This is a genomic window from Amycolatopsis sp. NPDC051903, from assembly GCF_044452505.1.
GTDB lineage: Bacteria > Actinomycetota > Actinomycetes > Mycobacteriales > Pseudonocardiaceae > Amycolatopsis.
Window position 1 is genome coordinate 24,383 of the sequence record NZ_JBITBT010000014.1, and the last position, 19,621, is coordinate 44,003.

Sequence of the window (19,621 nt, forward strand, 5' to 3'; positions counted from 1 at the left end):
GTCAGGAGAAGTGCGTGGTGGGCCGGGGGATCTCGACGCCGTCGACGAACAGATCGACCTTCTCGTTGTAGAAGCACACCAGGCCCTTGATCGGGCTGAGTGCGGTCGTGGGGAAGTCGTAGACCCAGGCGAGGTCCTGGTGCAGGACGTCGCCGACGCGCACGGACCAGTAGCCGGTCGTCGTGCCCTTGTAGGGGCATTCGGTTTCCGTGCTCGTGGGCACCAGCCGCGTGAAGTCGACTTCGGTGCGGTTGAAGTAGTAGCGCGTCGGCAGGCCGGTTTCGAACAGCAGCACCGGCGAGGACGACTCGGCGAGCGTGTGCCCCTCGAGGGCGACGCGCACGTGCCGGGTGGAGCGCAACGCGTCGACGCGCGCGTACGGGTTGCGGGGGTGGACGAAGATCCGTTCGTCCTCCTCGAACCAGGCGTCGAGGGCGGCCCACTCGAACCGGACGTGCCCGGCCAGGCCCGCGACGGCGTCGTCGCCGTAGACGCGCGCGGCGGCGGGCCGGACCTCGTCACCCGCCTTGAGGGTCTGCCGGCGCGCGGTGCCGCGTTTGAGCCGCTGCGGGTGGTCCTCGTCGACGAGGACACCGGGCGCCACGTCGGCGACCGGGATGTAGAACTGCGGGTAGTACGGCCATTCCCACACGTACTTCGCGCGGGTCGTGTCGAGCACCGTCTCGCCGCCGAGCACGGCTCTCACCCGCCGCGGGACGGGCTCGACGTGGTCGATCGCGGTGATCGCTTCGGGGTAGTCACGCATGGGGCACTCCTCGCTCGCGCCGGGCACGGTCCCTTCCCTGGATACGCGCCGGCGCGCGGACGTGGGGTCCGCGCGCCGTCGTGATCAGGCCGTCGCCCGCTTCGGGAGCTTCCACCCGGGGCGGGGGAAGTGGCAGGTGTAGCCGTTGGGGTACTTCTGCAGGTAGTCCTGGTGCTCGGGCTCGGCCTCCCAGAAGTCACCCGCCGGGGTGACCTCGGTGACGACCTTGCCGGGCCACAGGCCCGAGGCGTCGACGTCGGCGATGGTGTCTTCGGCGACGTGCTTCTGCTCGTCGGTGGTGTAGAAGATCGCCGAGCGGTAGCTGGTGCCGATGTCGTTGCCCTGGCGGTTCTTCGTGGACGGGTCGTGGACCTGGAAGAAGAACTCGAGCAGGGCGCGGAAATCGGTCTGCTCGGGGTCGTAGAGGACCTCGATCGACTCCGCGTGGGTGCCGTGGTTGCGGTAGGTGGCGTTCGGGACGTCGCCGCCGCTGTAGCCGACGCGCGTGGACACGACGCCCGGCTGGTGGCGGAACAGCTCCTCCATACCCCAGAAGCAGCCGCCGGCGAGGATCGCCTTTTCGGTGGTCACGTCGTCTCCCTACTTGTCGGTGTCACTGGTGAACAGGGTGCGGTAGTCGCCGTACCCCTCCTTCTCCAGGTCGTCGAGGTGGATGAACCGCAACGACGCGGAGTTGATGCAGTAGCGCAGCCCGCCGGCCTCCAGCGGACCGTCGTCGAAGACGTGGCCGAGGTGGCTGTCGCCGTGCAGCGACCGGACCTCGGCGCGGATCATGCCGTGGCTGAAGTCCTCACGCTTGACGACGTTCGTCTTCTCGATCGGCTTGGTGAAGCTGGGCCAGCCCGAGTGGCTTTCGTACTTGTCGACCGACGCGAAGAGCGGCTCGCCGGACACGACGTCGACGTAGATGCCGGGCTCGTGGTTGTCCCAGTAGGCGTTGGCGAACGGCCGCTCGGTGCCGTCCTGCTGGGTCACTCGGTACTGCTCCGGGTCGAGCCGCGAGACGGCTTCCGGGTTCTTGTGGTACTGGGTCTGCTCGGGCACAGCTCTCCCTTCCGGGCCTTTCGGCGCGAACCTGGGGAACCAGGTGAAACGCACCTGGACGTGCAGTTGTAAAGACACCCTACGGGCCCCGGCTATTCCCCCGGACGGCCTCTTGCGGCGTCGTCTTTCTTTTGTAAGGACCGGGTTTCCGCGATCAGGTCGAGCAGGGTGCGCACCGCCCGGCCGGGCGCCTTCGCGCCGTGGCTGACGACCGACAGCGGCCAGGTGAGACCCGGGCTGTGCAGCGGCACCACGGCGGTGCCGGGCACGGCGAGCGGCACGACGTCGGGCACCAGCGCGACCCCGAGCCCGGCGGAGACGTACTGCGGCAGCATCCGGAGGTCGGCCACCTCGACCGGCACCCGCCGCGGCGCGCCGAACGACTCGTAAACCCGGTCGACGGCGATCCGGTTGCCGAAGCCGCGCGGGCTGTCCACGAACCGTTCGTCCACCAGGTCGCGGGCCGAGATCGACGGGGCGCGCGCCAGTGCGTGCCCGTCCGGGAGCACGGCGTAGTACGGCACCTCGAAGATCGTGCGCACGGCCAGCCCCGGCAGCTCCGCGGCGGGCAGGCCGAGCAGGGCGACGTCGAGCCGGCCGTGGCGCACGTCGTCGGCGAGCCCGGTCGAGCCCGTCACCGACACCGTCACGTGCAGGTCCACCAGCGGGTGCCGCCGGTGGAAGGCGCCGAGCAGCGTGGGCAGGTCCAGTTCCCCGACGCTCGTGAGAGTGCCGAAGCGCAGGCTGCCGCGCAGGCCCGCCGACGCCTCCTGCACCACGTCGCGGGCGCGGTCGACGGCCTCCAGCGCCGCTTTGGCCTCCGGCAGGAACAGCTCGCCGGATGCGGAGAGGGCGACGCGGCGCGTCGAGCGGTCGAACAGCGTCGTGCCGAGTTCGGTCTCCAGCGCGCGGATCGTCGCGGACACCGTGGACTGCACGGTGAACAGGCGCCGGGCCGCGCGGGTGAAGCTGAGTTCTTCGGCGACGGCCACGAAGTACTCGAGCTGCCGGGTTTCCACCTCACCGATTATCGGGGATGTCGATAACTGTGACCAAGACTTTTCGTTGGACGGGATGAGTCCGCGCGGGGATCGTCGGAGGTGCAGGAGGTTCTTCCGGAAAGGCAGTCATGCTCGGTACCGCTTCACCCGTCTCGGCCCGGCCGCGGCTCGGCCACGACTGGGGCTTCCGCGTCGTCGCGCTCGCGTTCGCGGCTTCGCTGACGTTCTCCACCGTGCCGACGCCGCTGTACGCGCTCTACCAGAGCCGGGACGGGTTCCCGCCGTTCGTGGTCACGATCGTTTTCGTCGCGTACGCGGTGGGCGTGATGGCGAGCCTCTACCTCGCGGGCCACGTGAGCGACTGGCTCGGGCGGCGCCGCGTGATCGTCGCCGCGACGCTCGCCGAAGCGCTGGCGGCCGCGCTCTTCCTGCTGTGGCCCCAACTCCCGGGGCTGCTCCTCGCGCGGCTGATCACCGGCGCCGGCATCGGCGCGCTCACCGCCACGGCCACCGCGCACCTGACCGAACTGCGGGCGGTGGCGCGGCCCGGCGAGCACACCGGGCGGGCGGGCCTGATCGCGGGCGTGGTGAACCTCGGTGGGCTCGGCCTCGGGCCGCTCGTCGGCGGCTTCTTCGCGCAGTACGCGAAGAGCCCGCTCACCACGCCGTTCGTGGTCTTCCTGGTGTTGCTGCTCGTGGTGGCGCTCCTCGCGGCGCTCGTGCCGGAAACCGTGGAGCCGTGGGAGGATCCGCCCGCCTACCGGCCGCAACGGGTGGCGCTGCCGGCCGGTGCGCGGCCCGCGTTCTTCGGCGCCGCGATCGGGGTGTTCGCCGCGTTCGCCATCACGGGCCTGTTCACGTCCCTGGCCCCGACGTTGCTGGCCCAGGGCCTGCACGAGCCGAGCCACCTGCTCGCCGGCGTCACCGCCTTCTCCCTGCTGGGCGCCGCCGCGCTCGGCCAGGTCGTGGTCGCCCGGCCGGGCCGGGCCGTCCAGCTGCGGCTGGGGTTCGCGCTCATGACGGCCGGTCTCGTGGTGCTGCCGGTCGCCGCGCTGCTGCCGTCGCTGTGGCTGTTCCTGGCCGGCAGCGTGCTGGCGGGCACGGGGGTGGGGCTGGGGTTTCGCGCGTCCGTCGCCACCGTGGCCGCACTCGCCGAGCCGCGTTCGCGCGGTGAAGTGCTGGCGGCGCTGTTCCTCTCGGCGTACGCCGGGCTCGTGGTGCCGGTGCTCGCGATCGGCGTGGCGCTGGTGTGGGTGTCGAGCCCGATCGCGCTGCTGGGCTTCTCCGTGGCGGAGCTGGTGCTGCTCGCCTGGTCGGCGAACCGGGTCCTGCGGCCGGCGCGCACCCGCTAGGCGGGCTCGCGCCGCCAGCTCAGGATCACCGTGGTCCCGTCCGGGCGCTGCACGCACTTGCTCTCGTGCGCGAGGCCGCGCATCAGCGGCAGGCCGCGGCCGCGCAGGCCGTTGGTCGATCGGGGCGGCAGCCAGCGGCCGTAGTCGGTGACGACCACGGTGATCGTGTCGCCACCGGCGGTCGCGGTCACGTCGAGCTCACCGGGATCCCGTCCCCGGTAGGCGTGTTCGGCGGAGTTGGCCATGGCCTCGTAGCTCGCCATCACCACGTCCTCCTGCTGCTCGATCCGCACGCCGAGCCCCGCCAGCCAGGTGGCGAGCGCCCGGCGCAGCCCGATCAGCGGCTCGGGCGCGGCGGTGACGCGGCGGCGGAACCCCGGTGCGGTCCGGCCTTCGGCCGCGCGCCCGGTCACGACCCCGTCCCGTGGTGGCGGTGCGCGTGGATCAGGGCGATGTCGTCGTCGTGGCTGCCGCCGGTGAGGTCGTGGATCAGCCGGTCCCAGGCCGTTTCCGCGTCGGGCGCGGCGCGGAGCTTGCCCAGCGCGGCGAGCAGGCGCTCGATACCGGCGGTGAGGTCGCGGGGCCGGCTCTCGACGAGGCCGTCGGTGTAGAGCACGAGGTCCGTGCCGGGCGGGAAGTCCACCTGGCGCTGCGGGAAGTCCGCACCGACCCCGAGCGGCTGGGCCAGCGCCTCGCCGATCTGCTCGGTGGTGCCGTCGGCGTGGATCAGCACCCCGGGCAGGTGGCCGGCGTTGGCGAACACCAGCGTGTCGCGGTCGTGCACGGCGTAGAAGCACGTGACGAAGCTCGGCTCCGCGAAGCTCTCGGTCAGCTGGGAGACGTGGCGCAGGACGTCGCACGGCGGCAGTTCCAGCAGCGCGTACGAGCGGATCGCCGTGCGGACCTGGCCCATGGCGGTGGCCGCGGTGACGCCGTGGCCGACGACGTCGCCGATCACGAACGCGGTGGCACCCGAAGGCAGGCAAAGGACGTCGAACCAGTCGCCGCCGACCTTGGTGCCGGTGGCGGCGGGCAGGTACCGCGTGACGAGGTCGAGGCCCGGGACGTCCGGCACGGCGGGCACCATGCTGCGCGAGAGCTCGGCGGCGAGGGTGCGCTCGCGTTCGTACAGGCGCGCGTTGTCGAGCGCGATGGCGGCGTAGCCCGCGATGCCTTCGGCCAGGTACTCGTGGCGCTCGGTGAAGCGGCCGGTTCGCGGGTGGCCGAAGAAGAAGCCGCCGAGCACCTCGCCGGTCGTGGGGCTGACGACCGGCACGGCGAGGTAGCTGCGCACGGGCAGGTGGCCCTCGGGCATGCCGTGGTGGGGCGCGTTGTGGCCGAACCGCGGATCGGCGGTGATGTCCGAGCTGCGGACCGTGCCGGTGCCGTCGAAGGTCGGCGCGAACACGGCTGTGTTGCGCGGCATCGGAAAGCGGCTGAAGGCTTCGCGCGACACACCGGAGAGGGTGTAGAGCGTGTAGGACTCGCCGAACTGGTCGATCAGGTTGTAGAAGAACGCGCCGTAGGCCGCACCGGTCGCGCCCGTGGCGGCGTCGGTCGCGTCCTGCACCACGCCGTCGAGGTCGAGCCGCGCGGTGAGCCGGCGGCCGACGGAGTGCAGGGCGTCGACGACCCCGGCTTCGGCCCGCAGCCGGCTGACGGTGCCGGCGAGCTCGGCCGTCGCGACGGCGATCCCCGTGGCGGTCGCGGCGAGGCGCGCGCCTTCCGGGGCGTCGGTGTGGAGCAGGACGGTGCCGTGTTCGTCGGTGACCACGACGGCGCCGGTGACCCGCTGCCGGGGCAGCAGTTCGGCGAGCGTCGCCGCGTCGGGGACGACGATGGGGCCGTCGCCGCGGAACCGTTCGCCGTCCGCGCCGAGGTCGTGGACCTGCACGGCGACGGGGCGCCCGCCGGCGTCGACGAAGGCCCGGCGCACGGCCGCGGCCACCGGGCCGAGGCCGCTCACACCCCCTCCAGCGCGGCGGGCAGCGACGGGAAGACGGCGAGCTCGTCGGTCAGCCGGGTCAGCTCGAGCGGGCGCATCGTGAGGCGGCCGCTGGCGACCACGCGCACGTCGGAGGGCTCGGGCTGGCGGTGGGCCCACACGAGCACGGCCATGCCCGCGGAGGCGAGGAAGTCGACGGCGGTGAGGTCGATGACGACCACCGGGACGTCCGTGCGCGCGGCGCGGTCGACGAGCTGGCGCAGCTTGGGCGCGAGCGCGAGGTCGAGGGCACCGCTGACGGTCAGCACCGTGGCACCACCGCTTGCGCGCATCGCGACGGCGCCACCCGTGGTCTCCACCCGGCCGGGGTCGGCGCCGGCGCCACCGGATTCAGCCATGCGGGACATACTGCCAAGCCGCGGGCTGTCGTGCCCGCGTTACGCGCCGGGCGAGATCTGTTCGGTCACCGAACGATCGCCGGTGCGGTTTCGTTCAGGGCACCGGCGAACGCGGTGTGCACGCGGAGGTATTCCCGCAGCGTGAGGCCCTCGCCGTTCGCCGGGGTGGCGAGGCGGCGCGACGCCCAGGTGTTCCAGGTGAGGTGCGCTTCGGCGACGGTGAGGCGGGCGGCGGCGGCGACTTCCGCGGGATTTTCACCGGCGAGAACCGCTTCGTGCATCAGAACCGGGCTGCTGCGGCGGATCCAGTCCTGCAGCGACGCCATGGCGGCGAGGCGGTGCAGGGTCGGACCGGTTTCGCGGCTGCTGCGTTCGCGGGCCCGGCGCGGGATTCCGGCGCCGGCGGTGTCGTCCCGGGTGTCGTCCCGGACCGCGTGTTCGGTGAGGGTGTCGGTGAGCGAAGTCGTCATGGCGGTTTCTCCCTGGTCGGGCGGTAACACCGCGATCGAGGCCGCGTCCGTCGGGACCGGCGGCGTCCACCGGCTACCCTCTCACTCCCTGGTTCAACCAGCTGTTTTCTGAGACTGCCGTCTCACCCGTTCGGGAAGGATTTTCCTTGAGGCGCAGGAGATCCGGGTACTAGCGGGCAACGGGCGGGTGAACGGCGCGAGTGCCGCCGGGCGGCCCGGCGGCACTCGTCGCACGACTCGTCAGTCCTTCTTCCGCATCCCGTCCACGGCGTCCTTCACCTTTTCCCCCGCTTGTTTCAGGGCGCCTTTCGCCTGATCTGCCTTGCCTTCGGCCTGCCACTGCTCGTTGCCCGTGGCATTTCCGAGTGCTTCCTTGGCGCGGCCTTTCAGCTCATCGGCTTTGTTCTTCATTTTGTCGTTCACGACCGCTCCTTTCGGTGCTGGGCGGATACCCGTTTTCCGGGTGGTCAAACCCGGTGGCTCAGTACCAGTGGGCGCGGCCGCCGACCTTGCGGCCGGTGCCGCCCAGTATGGCCAGCACAGCGCCGACGACCAGCAGGATGATGCCGATCGTCCACAGGATGGAGATGCCCGTGAGCAGGCCGGCGACGAGCAGGATGACTCCGAGTACGATCATGGATTCTCCAGCAGTTCCGTAATGGGGACCGATGTTCGCGAAATACCCTTCCGGTGGTTTTCGCAAACATTCTCTTTTCGGTCGCGGCCGGCGGAACCGGTTCCGGTCTTCGCTCGGTGACCGAAGGAAATCGGGTTTGTACCGCCTTTCCGCGTGGTGACCAGGATGTGAAACGACTTTGCCGGGCCGTGTTTCCGGCCTAGTTTCCCGTCGCGACAGAGCGTTTTCCGTCAACGAGGGGAGCCGGCGCGTGGCCTCGGGCGAACTCGCGTCGACGGCGCCGGCCGGCCTGGGCTGGCTCGCCGTCCGGATCGGCGAACGCACGGCGCGCGGCATCGCGGGCGCGGTGTCCGGCCTCATCCGCGCGGGCGAGGTCCCGCCGGGCACCCGGCTGCCGACCGTGCGCGCGCTGGCGGCCGAGCTTTCCGTGAGCCCGACGACGATCGCGGAGGCGTGGGCGCAGTTGCGCGCGGCCGGGCTGATCGGCACCGGGCGCCGCCGCGGCACGACCGTGCTGGCACCGCCGGCCGGGCACCCACCCGCGCGGATGTTCCCGGGGTGGCAGTCGGTGGACCTCGAACACGGGCTGCCCGACCCGGCTTTGCTGCCACCGCTGGAAGACGCGGTCGCCGCGGGCGTGCGCGCCGAACGGCCGGCGGTGAAGGAAGCGATCAGCCCGCGGCTGCGCGCCGCGGTGCAGCCGGCGTGGCCGTTCGCGGCCGAGGAGTGGACGGTCGCGGCCGGCGGGCACGAGGGCGTGGCGCTGGCCTGCCGCGCGGTGGCCCGCCCGGGCGACGTCGTCGCCGTCGAGGAGCCCACGGCGCCTTGGCTGCTGCGCCAGCTGCGCACCGCGCGCAGTCACGTCGTCGGTGTGCCGTGCGACGCCGCGGGCCCCCGCCCGGACGCGCTGGCGGCGGCGCTGGCGCACCGGCCGGCCGCGTTCGTCTACCAGCCGCGCGCCCAGAACCCGTTGGGCCACACCGTGTCCGCGGCCCGCGTCGCGGAACTCGCGGCCGTGCTCGCCCCCGCGGACACCGCCGTGATCGAGGCCGACGACTTCGGCCCGCTCGCCGCCGGCCCCGGCGCGAGCCTCGGCACGCACCTGCCGGGCCGGGTGCTGCTCGTGCGGTCCTACTGCACCGCCTTCGGGCCCGAACTGCGCAGCTGCGTGCTCGGCGGAGCGGCCGCGTTGGTGGAACGGGTGCGGGCCCAGCGGGCCTTCGGCGCGGCGTGGTCCAGCCCCGTCCTGCAGGACGCCCAGGCGTTCCTGCTCACGGACCCGGCCACGGACGCCCTGCTGCACCGCGCGCGGCTGCGCTACGCCGAGCGCCGCACCGCCCTCGCCGCGGCCCTGGACGAGCACGGCGTGGCCGTCGACGTGCGCGACGGCCTGACCCTCTGGATCCCCGTCCCGGACGAAACGCGCACCCTCGTGACGCTCGCCGCCCACGGCGTCTCGGCCGGCGCGGGCACCCGCTGCTCCACCACCCGCCCGGCCGCGTCCCACATCCGCGTCGCGACCGGCCAGCTCCCCGACGACCCGGCCCCCGTGGCGGACCTGGCCGGCATGATCGCCCGGGCGGCCGAGGTGCGGTCTCGCCGGTCGGCGTGAAGGGGACGAGGCCGGTCCGCCGTACCGGGGTGGGTGCCCGCGCGTGATCATCCACCCCGTGCAGACCGGCAGCCGGTGTCGTCAGCCCCACTGGTACTTCAGGAACTTCCCGTCGAGGGTCACGACCACGCGCTCGCCGCCCGGGTCTTCGCGGCGGCTCACGTCGAGCTTGAAGTTGATGGCGCTCATGATGCCGTCGCCGAACTGCTCGTGGATGAGTTCCTTGATCGTGGGCCCGTAGACCTGCAGGACCTCGTAGAACCGGTAGATCGTGGGGTCGGTCGGCACGAGCTCGCCCAGCGCGCCGCGCATCGGCTGCAGCTGCAGCGCCGCCGCGACGTCGTCACCCAGCTCGAGGATCGCGACCGCCTTCGCGGCCAGGTCGGCGGGCACGGGGTGCTGGCCGAGCAACGCGGCCGTGGTCCACGCGAGCGGCGCGTCGAGCGTTTCGGCCAGCTGCGCCCAGGTGAGTCCCAGCCGGGTCTTGGCCTCGAGCACCGCGTCGGCCGCTTCCTGTTTCGTCGTCATGGGAAAACGCTAGAACGCCCGGGACGCCGGGGGTAGCCCCCCGCACACGCGGCCCGATCAGCGGCTCGGCCGGAGGGACTAGTACCTCCGCCGCTTCCGGGCCGCCGGCGCGGTGGGCAGGGTGACCCGCATGCTCCGACCCCACCTGTCCCGGCGGGCGCGCCGGTGGACGATCTCCCTGGCCGTCGTTCTCGTACTGGTGCTCGGCGGCGGCTACGCGCTGCTGCGCGTGGCCGACGCCCGGACGTTCCAGGTGTTCGGCGGGCTCACCGATCGCGTCGACACCACGCAGCGGGTCGTCGCGCTGACGTTCGACGACGGGCCCGACCCGGCGGGCGTCGGCCCGGTCCTCGCCACCCTCGCGGCGCGCGACGTGAAGGCGACGTTCTTCCTCATCGGCGGCGAGCTGCGGGCGCACCCGGACCTGGGCCGCGAGATCGCCGCCGCCGGGCACGAACTCGGCAACCACACGTACTCGCACGAGCGGATGGTGCTCGTGACCCCGTCGTACGTCGCGTCGGAGATCGAGCGCACCGACGCGCTCATCCGCGCCACCGGCTACCAGGGCGAGATCACCGTGCGCCCGCCCAACGGCAAGAAGCTGTTCGCCCTGCCGTACTACCTCCACGAGCACGGCCGGCAGACGATCATGTGGGACGTCGAACCCAACTCCTACCCCGACGTCGACGCCTCGGCCGCGAAGACCGCCGAGTACGTGGTGAGCCACGTGCGGCCGGGCTCGATCGTCGTGCTCCACGCGATGTACCCGGGCCGCGCGGCGACGCGCGAGGCGCTCGGCCCCGCGATCGACGGGCTGCGGGCGCTCGGCTACCGGTTCGTCACGGTGTCGCAGCTGCTGGCGTTGCGGGGCAAGGGATGACGGCGACGACGGACCAGCCGCCGTCCGCCGGCCCGGCGGTGAGGGAGCCGCCGCGTTCGGCGAGCTGCGCGCGCAGGCTGGCGAGTCCGTACCCGGCGCCGGGTGCCGCCGGGGCGGGGAGGTCGCGGGCGCGGGAGGCGACGGCGATGCGGACCTCGCCGTCCGCGACGGCGACCTCGACCCCGAGGTGGGTGCCGGGTCCGTGGTGGCGCAACGCGTTGGTGGCGGCTTCGGCGATCACGCGGCCGGTGAGCGGGCGCACGGGATCGGGCACCGCGGTGTCGTCCGGCACCCGGTCGAGGACCAGCCCCGCCGTGCGCAGCTGGGCGAGGACCTCGGCGAGCGCGGGCTCGCCGTCCGGTTCCTCGTCGCCGTGCAGTTCGCGCAGCGTGGCGCGGACTTGGGAAAGCGCGTCACGGCCCGCGGCGAGCATCGCGTCGACGCGACGGCGGTCGGCGGCGGTGAGGTCGCCGACCGCGCGCAGGGCTTCGGCCTGCACGAGCATCACGGTGGTGGTGCGCGCGAGCGTGTCGTGCAGCCGGCGCGCGGTGCGGTCGCGGCGGTCGGCGGCGACGCGCTCCAGGCGGTGGCGGGTGAGCTCCGCGCGTTCGGCGACGTGGCGCTGCCGCTCCACGCCGAGCAGCCACGCGACGACGCAGATCGCCGTGGTCAGCGCCGCGCCGTCCACGAAGCCCTTGGCGGGCACCATCGCCGCGCCGACCGCCGCGGTCGCCGCGGCGCACAGGCCGTGGCGCACGAGCGGGCGCGGCGACATCGGCGCCGTGTAGAGCGCGAGCAGGACCGGGAGGTAGTCGAGGTTGCGGGGCGCGGTGATCAGCAGGTGCGCGACGGTCGTGGCGGCGACCGCCGCGAGCACCCAGCCGGGGAAGCGACGGCGCAGCGGCAGGGGAGCCAGCTGCGCGACGGAGAGCACGAGCCCGGCGGCGCCCTGCGACCACGAACCGCCCAGTGCGAGGAGCACGGCGACCAGCAGGGTGGTGGCGAGGTCGGCGAGGAGCCGTCGATCGGCGAGTCGGCGCACGGGCCGAGGGTAGACTTCGCCGGTGATCGGGATCCGCGTCGTCGACGACCACGCGCTGGTCCGCGAAGGCCTCGCCCTCATCCTCGCCGCGCAGCCGGACCTGACCGTCACCGGCGTGCACGCCGACGGCGCCGAACTCCTGGCCGTGCCCGGCGAGCTCGGCGACGTCGTGCTGCTGGACCTCAACCTGCCCGGCCTCGACGGCATCGAGGTGCTGCGGCGGCTGCGCGCCCGTCCCGGCGCGCCGCGCGTGGTGATGCTGACGACGATCGGGCGCGCCCGCGACATCCGCCGCGCGCTGGCGGCGGGCGCCGACGGGTTCGTGCTGAAGGATTCGACGGGCGAAGAGCTGGCTGCCGCGGTCCGGGCGGCGTGCGCGGGCGTCACCGCCGTGAGCCCGGCCGTCGCGGCGGAGCTGGGCGCGCCGGCCGAACCGTTCACCCCGCGCGAACGCGACGTGCTGGCGCTGCTCGGCCGCGGACTGTCCAATCGGGACATCGCGACGGAGCTCGGCCTGGCGGAACGCACGGTCAAGGTGCACGTCGGCAACCTCCTCGCGAAGCTCCACGTGGCCAGCCGCACCCAGGCGGCGCTCGCCGCGGAGGAGGTCCTGGGCTGAGGCGGGCGTTCGCCCTCGGCGAGACCGGTGGTGCGCGAGTGGTCCGGACCGCCAGGGTGGCGGACATGAGACTTCTGGTGCTGGGCGGGACGGCGTTCGCCGGGCGGGCGGTGGCGGCGGAGGCGCTGCGGCGGGGCCACGACGTCGTGTGCGCGGCGCGCGGCGAATCCGGCGGGGTGCCGGACGGGGCGCGGCTGGTGCGGGTGGACCGGGACGCGCCGGACGGCCTGGCCCCGGTGGCCGGGGAGGAGTTCGACGCGGTCGTGGACGTCGCGCCGTCGTCGTTCCCGTGGGTGCGCCGCGCGCTGGCGGCGTTCGCGGATCGCGTGGGGCACTGGACGTTCGTCTCGACGATCAACGTCTACGCCGACGACGCGACGCTCGGCCAGACCCCGGCGACCGGCCCGCTCGTGCCGGCCCTCGAGCGCCACGCGACCCGCGCCGACCTGATGGCCGACGGCGGCACGCAGTTGTACGGCGGCATCAAGGTCGCCGCCGAGAACGCGGTGCGCGCGGCGCTGGGGGACCGCGCGTTCGTCGTCCGGCCGGGCCTGATCACCGGCCCGGGCGACGACAGCGATCGCTTCGGCTACTGGCCCGCCCGCGGCGGCCGCGCGCTCGTGCCGGACGCGCCCGGCCGGCTCGTGCAGCATCTCGACGTGCGCGACTTGGCCGCGTGGCTCGTCACCGCGTCCGAAACCGGCCTCGGCGGCACCTTCGACGGCGTCGGCCCGGCGGTGCCGCTGGGCGAGCTGCTGCCGGGCATCGCCGCCGCGGTCGACGCGGTCGTGGAGCTCGTGCCCGTCCCGGCGGAGCGGCTGACCTCCGCCGGCGTGAACCCCTGGGGTGGCCCGCGGTCCCTGCCGCTGTGGGTGCCCGAGGAACTGGCCGGCGTCGCCGCGCACGACGCGGCGCCGTCCCTGGCGGCGGGGCTGGCGGTGCGGCCGCTCGCCGACACGGTGGCCGGGGCGCTGGCGACGGAACGGGAACGGGGTCTGGACCGGCCGCGCCGGGCGGGGCTGTCGGCGGCGGAGGAAGCGGAGGTGCTGGCCGGGCTGTGAAGACCGGGGTTCAGCCGGTGGGCTCGGCCGTCTCCGGCAGCGGGCGGGTCAGCTCGCCGTGAGCCACTTGGCCTGGCCGGGCCGGACGGGGACCCAGCAGCCGCGGGCGGGGGAACCGGCGTCGCAGTCCGGCAGGGACAGCAGGGCGCTCAGGACGCGGGCGGCGTGACCCGCCGAGCGCCACAGGCAGGTGACCGGTGCGAAAACGTTTTCTTCCGACGCCGGCATGCGCATCGCGAGCGCGTCGTCCTCGGCGTTGAGGCGGAAGACGTCCACGACCTCGCCGTGGACGCGAACACCGACGACCGCGAGGACTTCGCCGTCGGCGTCACTGGGGTGGACGAACTGGTAACCACGGGCGATGAGGGCGTGCAGACCGGCGTCGACGTCGCAGAGCTCGTCGCCGGGGTGGTTGGTCATCGTCCCTGCCTCTTGCCGCCGTTCGCCCGAGAATCCGCACGTGCAGCCGCACGTTGACGCGGACGGTAGCACGCTCTCCCCCAAGGTAGGACAGACACACTTCGCTTTTTGAGCCCTCGTCGGCGCTTGTGTAGAAGATGTGACATCCGCGGAAAAGAGTCGTTCGTACCAAGGGTGTGTGGCCGACCGGGCAGAAGTGACAGAGACCTGACGGATGTCATTCACCGTGTCAAGTGACGTTCGCGAGGCGGATGCCACCACGGCCGGGTGGTGATCCTGTCGGCCGGGTGGTGACCGGGGCTAGCATCCGGGCGCCCCTCGAAGCAGGGGATCAGTCCACGCACCTCGGGGGTCGGTGATGGGACAACTCGCGATGGTGTTCGCCGGCTTGCCGATGGCCGGCGGCCCCCTCGCCGCGGCGGTGCTGGTTCTGCACCGCCGCCATTCGGCGCGCCCTTCGCGGGCGTCGCGGCGGTTCGCCGAGGAACTGCGCGCCGTCGCGGACGTGCTGCCCCGCGTCCGGCCGATCTCGCTCCCCGTCCGCCGGGCGGGCGGCACCGACTCCGTCTTCGCGACGGTCCACACGTGCCGGCCGTGCCGCGAAGCGACCGTCCCCGCGCCCCGCCGGCCGCCGGCTCCCGTCGAACGCCCGGACTGCGCCCTCTGCGCACGTTGACCCACCGGCGCCGGCCGGCCGCAAGAACGGCCGGGACCGCACCGTTCCAGTCCGAAGTGGACAGCGGCTGAACGGGCGCGGACCGGACTCCGGAGGAAGTGACCCCGGACACGCTGCCCCGGGACTTTTCCGGGCCCCTGCGGTGTTCCACCCATTGCGGAAGCCGGACGACCCCGGTGACCGCCTCGAGCAGGAAGGGGTGAGACCGATGGCGAAGAGCACCCTGCGCCCGGTCGTGAAGCTGCGTTCCACCGCCGGTACGGGATACACGTACGTGGTGACGAAGAACCGCCGCAACGACCCGGACCGGATGGTCCTGCGCAAGTACGACCCGGTGGTCCGCGAGCACGTGGACTTCCGCGAAGAGCGCTGACCGAAGGGCGCCGAACACGCGAAAGGGGCCGGGGATACCACCCCCGGCCCCTTCTTCGTGCGCGCAGCACTCAGCCGCAGCGGCCCAGCGGCGCGTCGAACTTCGCGGTGCCGATCGAGCCGCCCCAGGTGACGCACTTGCCGGCGGCCGAGGCCGTGACCGGACCGGCGAACCAGGAGAACGAACCGGAGTCGGTCTGCTTGGTCCCGTCTTCCACCTGCAGGTACGCGGCGGTCTGCGACGGCGTGCCCGCGCCGGCGTTCTTCATCGTGCTCACGCAGTTCTTGCCGGTGGCCGCGTTGTAGGACAGGTACACGGTGCCCGCGGTGCCGAGCGAACCCTGGTCGATGATCCCGTAGCCCGTGCCGCACGCCGGGGCGCCGAGGTCCGCGTCGGCGAACTTCGCGAAGCGGATCGCGGCGCTGGAGTTGCCCTGCGGACCGCCCTCGAACAGGACGCCGGCGGAGCCGGTGCCGAGCGAGACCAGGTCCGAGTAGGCCGCGTCCTGGCTCCACACCAGGAACCCGTCGGTGTCACCCTGCCAGCTGCCGCCGTTGTCGAACGACGAGCGGATGCGCAGCGCGTGCCGGTGGTCGCACACCGATGGCCCGGCGAAGATCAGCCGCGTGTAGGCGCCGCCGGTGTCCGTGGCGCTCAGCGCCAGCGTCGAACCCTGTACGTCCGGTGTTTTCGCGAGACCGGGTTCGACCTTGAACTTCTGGCTGAACGTCTGCCCGCCGTCGGTGCTGATCGCGTACGCCCGCTCGACGGTGGAGCACATCGTGCCCGCGTTGTTGCGCGCCGACGCGTAGATCGTGCCGTCGGGCAGTTCGGTGAGGCTGATCTCCTGCGGGTTCAGCGTGCTGTTGTCCGTGCTGGCGTCGGTGGCGCCGCGGTGCCAGGTCGAGCCGCGGTCGTCGCTGTAGATGATCGAGCCGGTGTCCGCGGCGGAGCCGTTGATCTGGTAGCTCATGCCGGCGACGAGCCGTCCCTGGTGGGCGCCGCGCGTGAGCACCGAGGCGTGCGACGGCCCGGTCGCCAGCCAGCCCGGCGGCGCCGTGAAGCCGAGCTGCGTCGTGAGCACCTGCGGCGCCGCCCACGTGGTGCCGTTGTCCTTGCTGATGCTCACGCGCGGCGTGCGGCCGCAGGAAGCGTGGGGGCTGATGCACTGCATCACCGAGAGCAGGACCACGCGGCCGTTGGGTTCGTCCGCGGTCGGCGGGACGACCACGGGTGTGGGGTTGCCCTTCGTGTCGCCGAAGCCCTGGATCACGATCTGCAGCGGACCCCACGTGGAGCTGCCCTTGGGCAGCCGCTTCATCACGAGGTCGATGTCACCGGCGTCGGCGCAGCTGTTCTTGCGCCCCTCGGCGAACGCGAGCAGATCGCCGTTGTTGGCCTTGACGATCGCCGGGATGCGGAAGCACGAGTAGCCCCCGGTCCCGGCCTGGTACACCGCCGTGCTCGCCGCGTCCGCCGATGCGGCGGGCGCGGCACCCGGCACCGCGGCCGCCGCGCCGAACGCCGTCAGCCCGGCGAGCGCCGCGAGCAGTCCTCGTGCGACACGTCTCAACTTCACTGTCGGATCTCCGTCCTGGGGGCCGGTCCGCGCCCCGCGGGCCGGCGTCGAAAGTGCGCCCAGGCTCCGGCGCGGTCGTACAACCGCCGTACAACCGCGCGCACAATCGCTTTTGTACCAACGGATTCCGTTTGCCAAGCGGTGATCTCACCGTGATCGTCCCACGTCCTACCAGGTACGGCGGCTCTCGGTCGCCAGGGCTCTCGCGGGGGCGGGGCCTGTAGCGGGCGCTACGCTCTGGGGAGAAGTGCCCGCGACCGGTGAACGAGGGAGGAACCGGTGAGCGAACCCGGTGCCCCCGTCGGCGTCCGGTTCGAGCTGCTGGGGCCGCTGCGTGCGTGGCGTGGGGGCCACGAGCTCGCGATCGGCTCGCCGGCGCAGAACCTGCTGCTCGCGGTCCTGCTCGCCCGCGCCGGTCAGCCCACCGGGGTCGACGAGCTCGTCGGGCTCCTGTGGGACGACGAGCCGCCGGCCAGCGCCGTCAACGTGATCCAGCGCTACGTCGGGGCGTTGCGCCGGCTCGTGGAGCCGGATCTGCCCGCGCGCTCGCCCGGACACTGGCTCGTGCGCCACCCCGGCGGGTACGGCCTGCAGGTGGACGCGAGTTCGTCCGATCTCGTGGAGTTCCGCACGAGGGTGCAGCGCGCCCGCCGCTCGCAGCACGCCGACGAGGCGCTGGTGGAGTTCAACGCCGCGCTGGCCCTGTGGCGCGGCCCGTGCGCGGCCGGGCTGATGATGCCCGGGCGGGCCCGGGCGCTCCTGGCCGGCATCGACCAGGAGGGCCTCGCCACCGTCGTGGAGGCCGCCGACGTCGCGCACGCGGCGGGGCGCCCGTTGCAGCCGTTGCTGGCGCACCTCGAACGCGCCGTGAGAGCCGATCCCTTCAACGAGACCGTGCACGCCCGGTTGATGCTCGCGCTCGACTCAGTCGGCCGCCGGGCCGCAGCGCTCGAGGTGTACCGCGAGATCCGCAAGCGGCTGGTCGACGAGCTGGGGGTGGAGCCGGGCGCGGAACTCACGCGGATGCAGCACGACGTGCTGGCGCAGCAGGCGGAAGAGCCGCCGGCGGCGCGCGCGCCGCAGACCCGTCCCTTGGTGCGGCCGGCCCAGCTGCCGCCGGATCTGGCGACGTTCACCGGCCGCCGCGACCAGCTGGCCCGGCTCACGAAGCTGTTCGGCTGCCCCGCCGAAGCCCGCCGGGTCACCGTCGTGGTGATCGACGGGCTGGCCGGGACCGGGAAGACCTCGCTCGCGATCCACTTGGCGCACCAGGTCGCCGACCGGTTCCCGGACGGGCAGCTGTACGTGAACATGCGCGGTTTCGACCCCACCGGCGCGACGGTGGACCCGGCCGACGCGCTGCGCGGGTTCCTGGACGTGCTGGGGATCGAGCCGACGCAGGCGCCGACGGGGCTGGACGCACGCAGCGGGCTTTACCGCAGCCTGCTCGCAGGACGGCGGATGCTGGTGGTGCTGGACAACGTCCGCGACGGTGACCAGGTGCGTCCGCTGCTGCCGGGCAGCGCGGGGTCGGCGGTGATCGTGACGAGCCGCAACCGGCTGAGCGCGCTGGTGGCCACCGAGGACGCCGATCTGCTGACGCTGGACACGCTGTCGTCGTCGGAGGCGCGGGAGACGCTGGTGCGCCGCCTCGGCGAGGAGAAGGTCGCCGCGGAGCCGGAGGCGGTGGAGGAGATCATCGAGCTGTGCGGGCGGCTGCCGCTGGCGCTCGCGATCGTCGCCGCGCGGGCCCGCACGCACCCGCAGTTCTCGCTGGCCGACATCACCGCGAAGCTGCGCGCGACGCAGGGCACGCTGGAGGCGTTCCGCGGGGACAGCGCGGGCGACGTGCGGACGGTGTTCTCGTGGTCGTACCGGATCCTCGAACCCGGCGCGGCGCGGCTGTTCCGGCTGCTGTCGCTGCACCGCGGCGCGGACCTGTCCACCGCCGCCGCCGCGAGCCTCGCCGGCACGCCGTCGCACGAGGCGCAGGACTTGCTCGACGAGCTCACGCGCATCCGCTACCTGAGCGAGCACCGGCCGGGCCGCTACCTCGCCCACGACCTGGTGCGCTCGTACGCGATGGAGCTGCGCGAGCAGACCGATCCGCCCGCGGAACAGGCGGCGGCTCTCGCGCGGCTGGTGAACCACTACCTCGTCAGCGCCCACAGCGCGTACCTCGCGCTGAACCCGCACCAGCTGCCGATCGATCCGCCGGTGCTGGAGCCGGGCGTGACGGCCGACCAGGCGAGCGGGTACGGCGAGGCGATGGAGTGGTTCGAGGCCGAGCTGCCCGCGCTGACGCTGCTGATCCGGCAGATCTCGCGCGTGCCGGAGCTGGCCGGGTCGGTGTGGAAGCTCGTGCTGAGCCTGCAGCCGTACTACCAGCGCAGTGCGCTCTACCACGACTGGCGCACGCAGGCGGAGCTCGCGCTGCACGTCGCCGTCGGCAGCGGCGACCTGGTGGCGCAGGCGAACGTGCACCGCAGTCTCGCGGGGGCCTACCACTTCGAGGAGCGCTACGACGAGGCGCTCGAACACCTCAACCGCACGAGCGAGCTGTTCGAACAGCTGGGGATGGGGGCCGATCAGGCCTACGTGCACAGCAACTTCGGCACGGTGTTCGCGAAACTGGGCCGGTTCAACGCGGCTCTGGAACACCACGAGCGCGCGTTCGAGCTGTACCGGGCCAGCGGCAACGTCAAGGGCGAGGCCATCGGGCTCGAGGGGATCGGGCGCTGCCTCAGCGAGATGGGTGGCAACGCCGAGGCCGTGCCGCTGATCCTGCGGGCGATGAAGCTGTACGAGGACATCGGCGACCGCAACGGCGAAGGCAATTGCTGGAGCACGCTGGCCACGGCGTACGGCGCGCTCGGTCACCTCGATCAGGCGATCGACGCGTGGCGCCGCGCCGTGACGTACTACCGGGAACTCGGCAACCGCACCGACGAATCGGATTCGCTCGTGGCCCTCGGCGACGCCCTGAGCGACGCCGGCGATCCCGAAGGCGCCGAGAAGGCCTGGCGGGAAGCCCTCGACGTGCTCGACGAGCTGGGGATGCCCGCGGCGGCGGGCGTGCGCAAGCGGCTCGACGGGCCGGCCGCCGAGGTTTCCCCGCCGCCGGGCGGCTGAGTCCACGGCACCGGCGAGCGGTACCGGGCGGGCCCGGCAGGGGAGAAAACCTCGCTGCCGGGCGG

General features: G+C 73.1%; 22 protein-coding genes. 8 read left to right on the plus strand and 14 right to left on the minus strand.

Annotated features, from left to right (window positions below):
• Position 1 precedes the first annotated feature (1 nt).
• The 4 genes from ACIA77_RS26740 to ACIA77_RS26755 all read right to left on the minus strand — a co-directional run bounded on the left by ACIA77_RS26740 (position 2) and on the right by ACIA77_RS26755 (position 2,850).
• Complete coding sequence (locus ACIA77_RS26740) at positions 2–766, minus strand: DUF427 domain-containing protein (RefSeq protein ID WP_395888718.1); 765 nt, start codon at positions 764–766, stop codon at positions 2–4.
• A gap of 84 nt (positions 767–850) precedes the next feature.
• Positions 851–1,357 carry a peptide-methionine (S)-S-oxide reductase MsrA gene (msrA, locus tag ACIA77_RS26745; protein ID WP_395888719.1) on the minus strand — a complete coding sequence of 169 codons (507 nt, stop codon included), beginning with the start codon at positions 1,355–1,357 and terminating at the stop codon, positions 851–853.
• A gap of 9 nt (positions 1,358–1,366) precedes the next feature.
• Entirely contained in the window at positions 1,367–1,831 is a 465-nt protein-coding gene (msrB, locus tag ACIA77_RS26750; RefSeq protein ID WP_395888720.1) for a peptide-methionine (R)-S-oxide reductase MsrB, read from the minus strand.
• A gap of 92 nt (positions 1,832–1,923) precedes the next feature.
• Positions 1,924–2,850 carry a LysR family transcriptional regulator gene (locus ACIA77_RS26755; RefSeq protein ID WP_395888721.1) on the minus strand — a complete coding sequence of 309 codons (927 nt, stop codon included), beginning with the start codon at positions 2,848–2,850 and terminating at the stop codon, positions 1,924–1,926.
• A 110-nt stretch (positions 2,851–2,960) separates the two neighbouring features.
• Here ACIA77_RS26755 and ACIA77_RS26760 point away from each other — a divergent pair, with 110 nt between their 5' ends.
• The gene (locus tag ACIA77_RS26760) at positions 2,961–4,184 is read left to right on the plus strand and encodes an MFS transporter (RefSeq protein WP_395888722.1); all 1,224 of its coding nucleotides are present in this window, start codon (positions 2,961–2,963) and stop codon (positions 4,182–4,184) included.
• Here the strand turns inward: ACIA77_RS26760 and ACIA77_RS26765 are convergent.
• The 6 genes from ACIA77_RS26765 to ACIA77_RS26790 form a co-directional block, all read right to left on the minus strand.
• Positions 4,181–4,597, minus strand: a complete 417-nt coding sequence (locus ACIA77_RS26765) for an ATP-binding protein (protein WP_395888723.1) — start codon at positions 4,595–4,597, stop codon at positions 4,181–4,183. The two genes, ACIA77_RS26760 and ACIA77_RS26765, sit on opposite strands and share 4 nt — an antisense overlap.
• Positions 4,594–6,150: a PP2C family protein-serine/threonine phosphatase gene (locus ACIA77_RS26770; protein WP_395888724.1), complete on the minus strand. Its 1,557-nt coding sequence runs from the start codon at positions 6,148–6,150 to the stop codon at positions 4,594–4,596. Before ACIA77_RS26770 ends, ACIA77_RS26765 begins: the two co-directional genes overlap by 4 nt.
• A complete protein-coding gene (locus ACIA77_RS26775) occupies positions 6,147–6,527 on the minus strand; it encodes an STAS domain-containing protein (RefSeq protein WP_395888725.1) in 381 nt (126 codons plus the stop codon). The genes ACIA77_RS26770 and ACIA77_RS26775 overlap by 4 nt, the downstream gene beginning before the upstream one ends.
• 65 nt (positions 6,528–6,592) lie before the next feature.
• Positions 6,593–6,997 carry a hypothetical protein gene (locus ACIA77_RS26780; protein WP_395888726.1) on the minus strand — a complete coding sequence of 135 codons (405 nt, stop codon included), beginning with the start codon at positions 6,995–6,997 and terminating at the stop codon, positions 6,593–6,595.
• A gap of 240 nt (positions 6,998–7,237) precedes the next feature.
• Positions 7,238–7,420 carry a CsbD family protein gene (locus ACIA77_RS26785; protein WP_395888727.1) on the minus strand — a complete coding sequence of 61 codons (183 nt, stop codon included), beginning with the start codon at positions 7,418–7,420 and terminating at the stop codon, positions 7,238–7,240.
• A gap of 58 nt (positions 7,421–7,478) precedes the next feature.
• Positions 7,479–7,634 (minus strand): DUF6131 family protein, encoded by a 156-nt coding sequence (locus ACIA77_RS26790; protein ID WP_395888728.1) that lies wholly within the window; start codon positions 7,632–7,634, stop codon positions 7,479–7,481.
• Between the two features lie 250 nt (positions 7,635–7,884).
• Here ACIA77_RS26790 and ACIA77_RS26795 point away from each other — a divergent pair, with 250 nt between their 5' ends.
• Positions 7,885–9,246 (plus strand): aminotransferase class I/II-fold pyridoxal phosphate-dependent enzyme, encoded by a 1,362-nt coding sequence (locus ACIA77_RS26795; protein ID WP_395888729.1) that lies wholly within the window; start codon positions 7,885–7,887, stop codon positions 9,244–9,246.
• Positions 9,247–9,327: 81 nt separating this feature from the next.
• Here ACIA77_RS26795 and cynS read toward each other — a convergent pair whose 3' ends face one another.
• Complete coding sequence (cynS, locus tag ACIA77_RS26800) at positions 9,328–9,774, minus strand: cyanase (protein WP_395888730.1); 447 nt, start codon at positions 9,772–9,774, stop codon at positions 9,328–9,330.
• Between the two features lie 130 nt (positions 9,775–9,904).
• Between cynS and ACIA77_RS26805 the strand changes: the two genes are divergently transcribed.
• On the plus strand, positions 9,905–10,654 hold the full coding sequence (locus tag ACIA77_RS26805; RefSeq protein ID WP_395888731.1) for a polysaccharide deacetylase family protein: 750 nt from the start codon (positions 9,905–9,907) through the stop codon (positions 10,652–10,654).
• On the opposite strand, the gene ACIA77_RS26810 is transcribed toward ACIA77_RS26805, so the two are convergent.
• Complete coding sequence (locus tag ACIA77_RS26810) at positions 10,614–11,696, minus strand: sensor histidine kinase (RefSeq protein ID WP_395888732.1); 1,083 nt, start codon at positions 11,694–11,696, stop codon at positions 10,614–10,616. The two genes, ACIA77_RS26805 and ACIA77_RS26810, sit on opposite strands and share 41 nt — an antisense overlap.
• A gap of 22 nt (positions 11,697–11,718) precedes the next feature.
• Here ACIA77_RS26810 and ACIA77_RS26815 point away from each other — a divergent pair, with 22 nt between their 5' ends.
• Both ACIA77_RS26815 and ACIA77_RS26820 read left to right on the plus strand, forming a co-directional pair.
• A complete protein-coding gene (locus ACIA77_RS26815) occupies positions 11,719–12,315 on the plus strand; it encodes a response regulator (protein WP_395888733.1) in 597 nt (198 codons plus the stop codon).
• A gap of 65 nt (positions 12,316–12,380) precedes the next feature.
• Positions 12,381–13,376: an NAD-dependent epimerase/dehydratase family protein gene (locus ACIA77_RS26820; RefSeq protein WP_395888734.1), complete on the plus strand. Its 996-nt coding sequence runs from the start codon at positions 12,381–12,383 to the stop codon at positions 13,374–13,376.
• Positions 13,377–13,424: 48 nt separating this feature from the next.
• Here the strand turns inward: ACIA77_RS26820 and ACIA77_RS26825 are convergent, their stop codons facing one another.
• Positions 13,425–13,796, minus strand: a complete 372-nt coding sequence (locus ACIA77_RS26825; RefSeq protein WP_395888735.1) for a hypothetical protein — start codon at positions 13,794–13,796, stop codon at positions 13,425–13,427.
• A 358-nt stretch (positions 13,797–14,154) separates the two neighbouring features.
• Between ACIA77_RS26825 and ACIA77_RS26830 the strand changes: the two genes are divergently transcribed.
• Together ACIA77_RS26830 and rpmG are read left to right on the plus strand one after the other, a co-directional pair.
• Positions 14,155–14,472, plus strand: a complete 318-nt coding sequence (locus tag ACIA77_RS26830; protein WP_395888736.1) for a hypothetical protein — start codon at positions 14,155–14,157, stop codon at positions 14,470–14,472.
• A 208-nt stretch (positions 14,473–14,680) separates the two neighbouring features.
• Entirely contained in the window at positions 14,681–14,845 is a 165-nt protein-coding gene (rpmG, locus tag ACIA77_RS26835; RefSeq protein WP_395888737.1) for a 50S ribosomal protein L33, read from the plus strand.
• A 70-nt stretch (positions 14,846–14,915) separates the two neighbouring features.
• On the opposite strand, the gene ACIA77_RS26840 is transcribed toward rpmG, so the two are convergent.
• The gene (locus ACIA77_RS26840) at positions 14,916–16,424 is read right to left on the minus strand and encodes an exo-alpha-sialidase (RefSeq protein ID WP_395888738.1); all 1,509 of its coding nucleotides are present in this window, start codon (positions 16,422–16,424) and stop codon (positions 14,916–14,918) included.
• 279 nt (positions 16,425–16,703) lie between these two features.
• Here ACIA77_RS26840 and ACIA77_RS26845 point away from each other — a divergent pair, with 279 nt between their 5' ends.
• Positions 16,704–19,556, plus strand: coding sequence for a BTAD domain-containing putative transcriptional regulator (locus tag ACIA77_RS26845; RefSeq protein WP_395888739.1), 2,853 nt, complete (start codon positions 16,704–16,706; stop codon positions 19,554–19,556).
• Positions 19,557–19,621 lie beyond the last annotated feature (65 nt).

Bases quoted from the DNA above. Each gene is read 5' to 3' on its own strand.
- rpmG (WP_395888737.1), top strand. From the start codon at position 14,681: ATGGCGAAGAGCACCCTGCGCCCGGTCGTGAAGCTGCGTTCCACCGCC.
- ACIA77_RS26740 (WP_395888718.1), bottom strand. From the start codon at position 766: ATGCGTGACTACCCCGAAGCGATCACCGCGATCGACCACGTCGAGCCC.
- ACIA77_RS26805 (WP_395888731.1), top strand. From the start codon at position 9,905: ATGCTCCGACCCCACCTGTCCCGGCGGGCGCGCCGGTGGACGATCTCC.
- ACIA77_RS26760 (WP_395888722.1), top strand. From the start codon at position 2,961: ATGCTCGGTACCGCTTCACCCGTCTCGGCCCGGCCGCGGCTCGGCCAC.
- ACIA77_RS26790 (WP_395888728.1), bottom strand. From the start codon at position 7,634: ATGATCGTACTCGGAGTCATCCTGCTCGTCGCCGGCCTGCTCACGGGC.
- ACIA77_RS26830 (WP_395888736.1), top strand. From the start codon at position 14,155: ATGGGACAACTCGCGATGGTGTTCGCCGGCTTGCCGATGGCCGGCGGC.
- ACIA77_RS26825 (WP_395888735.1), bottom strand. From the start codon at position 13,796: ATGACCAACCACCCCGGCGACGAGCTCTGCGACGTCGACGCCGGTCTG.
- ACIA77_RS26820 (WP_395888734.1), top strand. From the start codon at position 12,381: ATGAGACTTCTGGTGCTGGGCGGGACGGCGTTCGCCGGGCGGGCGGTG.
- cynS (WP_395888730.1), bottom strand. From the start codon at position 9,774: ATGACGACGAAACAGGAAGCGGCCGACGCGGTGCTCGAGGCCAAGACC.
- ACIA77_RS26775 (WP_395888725.1), bottom strand. From the start codon at position 6,527: ATGGCTGAATCCGGTGGCGCCGGCGCCGACCCCGGCCGGGTGGAGACC.
- ACIA77_RS26780 (WP_395888726.1), bottom strand. From the start codon at position 6,997: ATGACGACTTCGCTCACCGACACCCTCACCGAACACGCGGTCCGGGAC.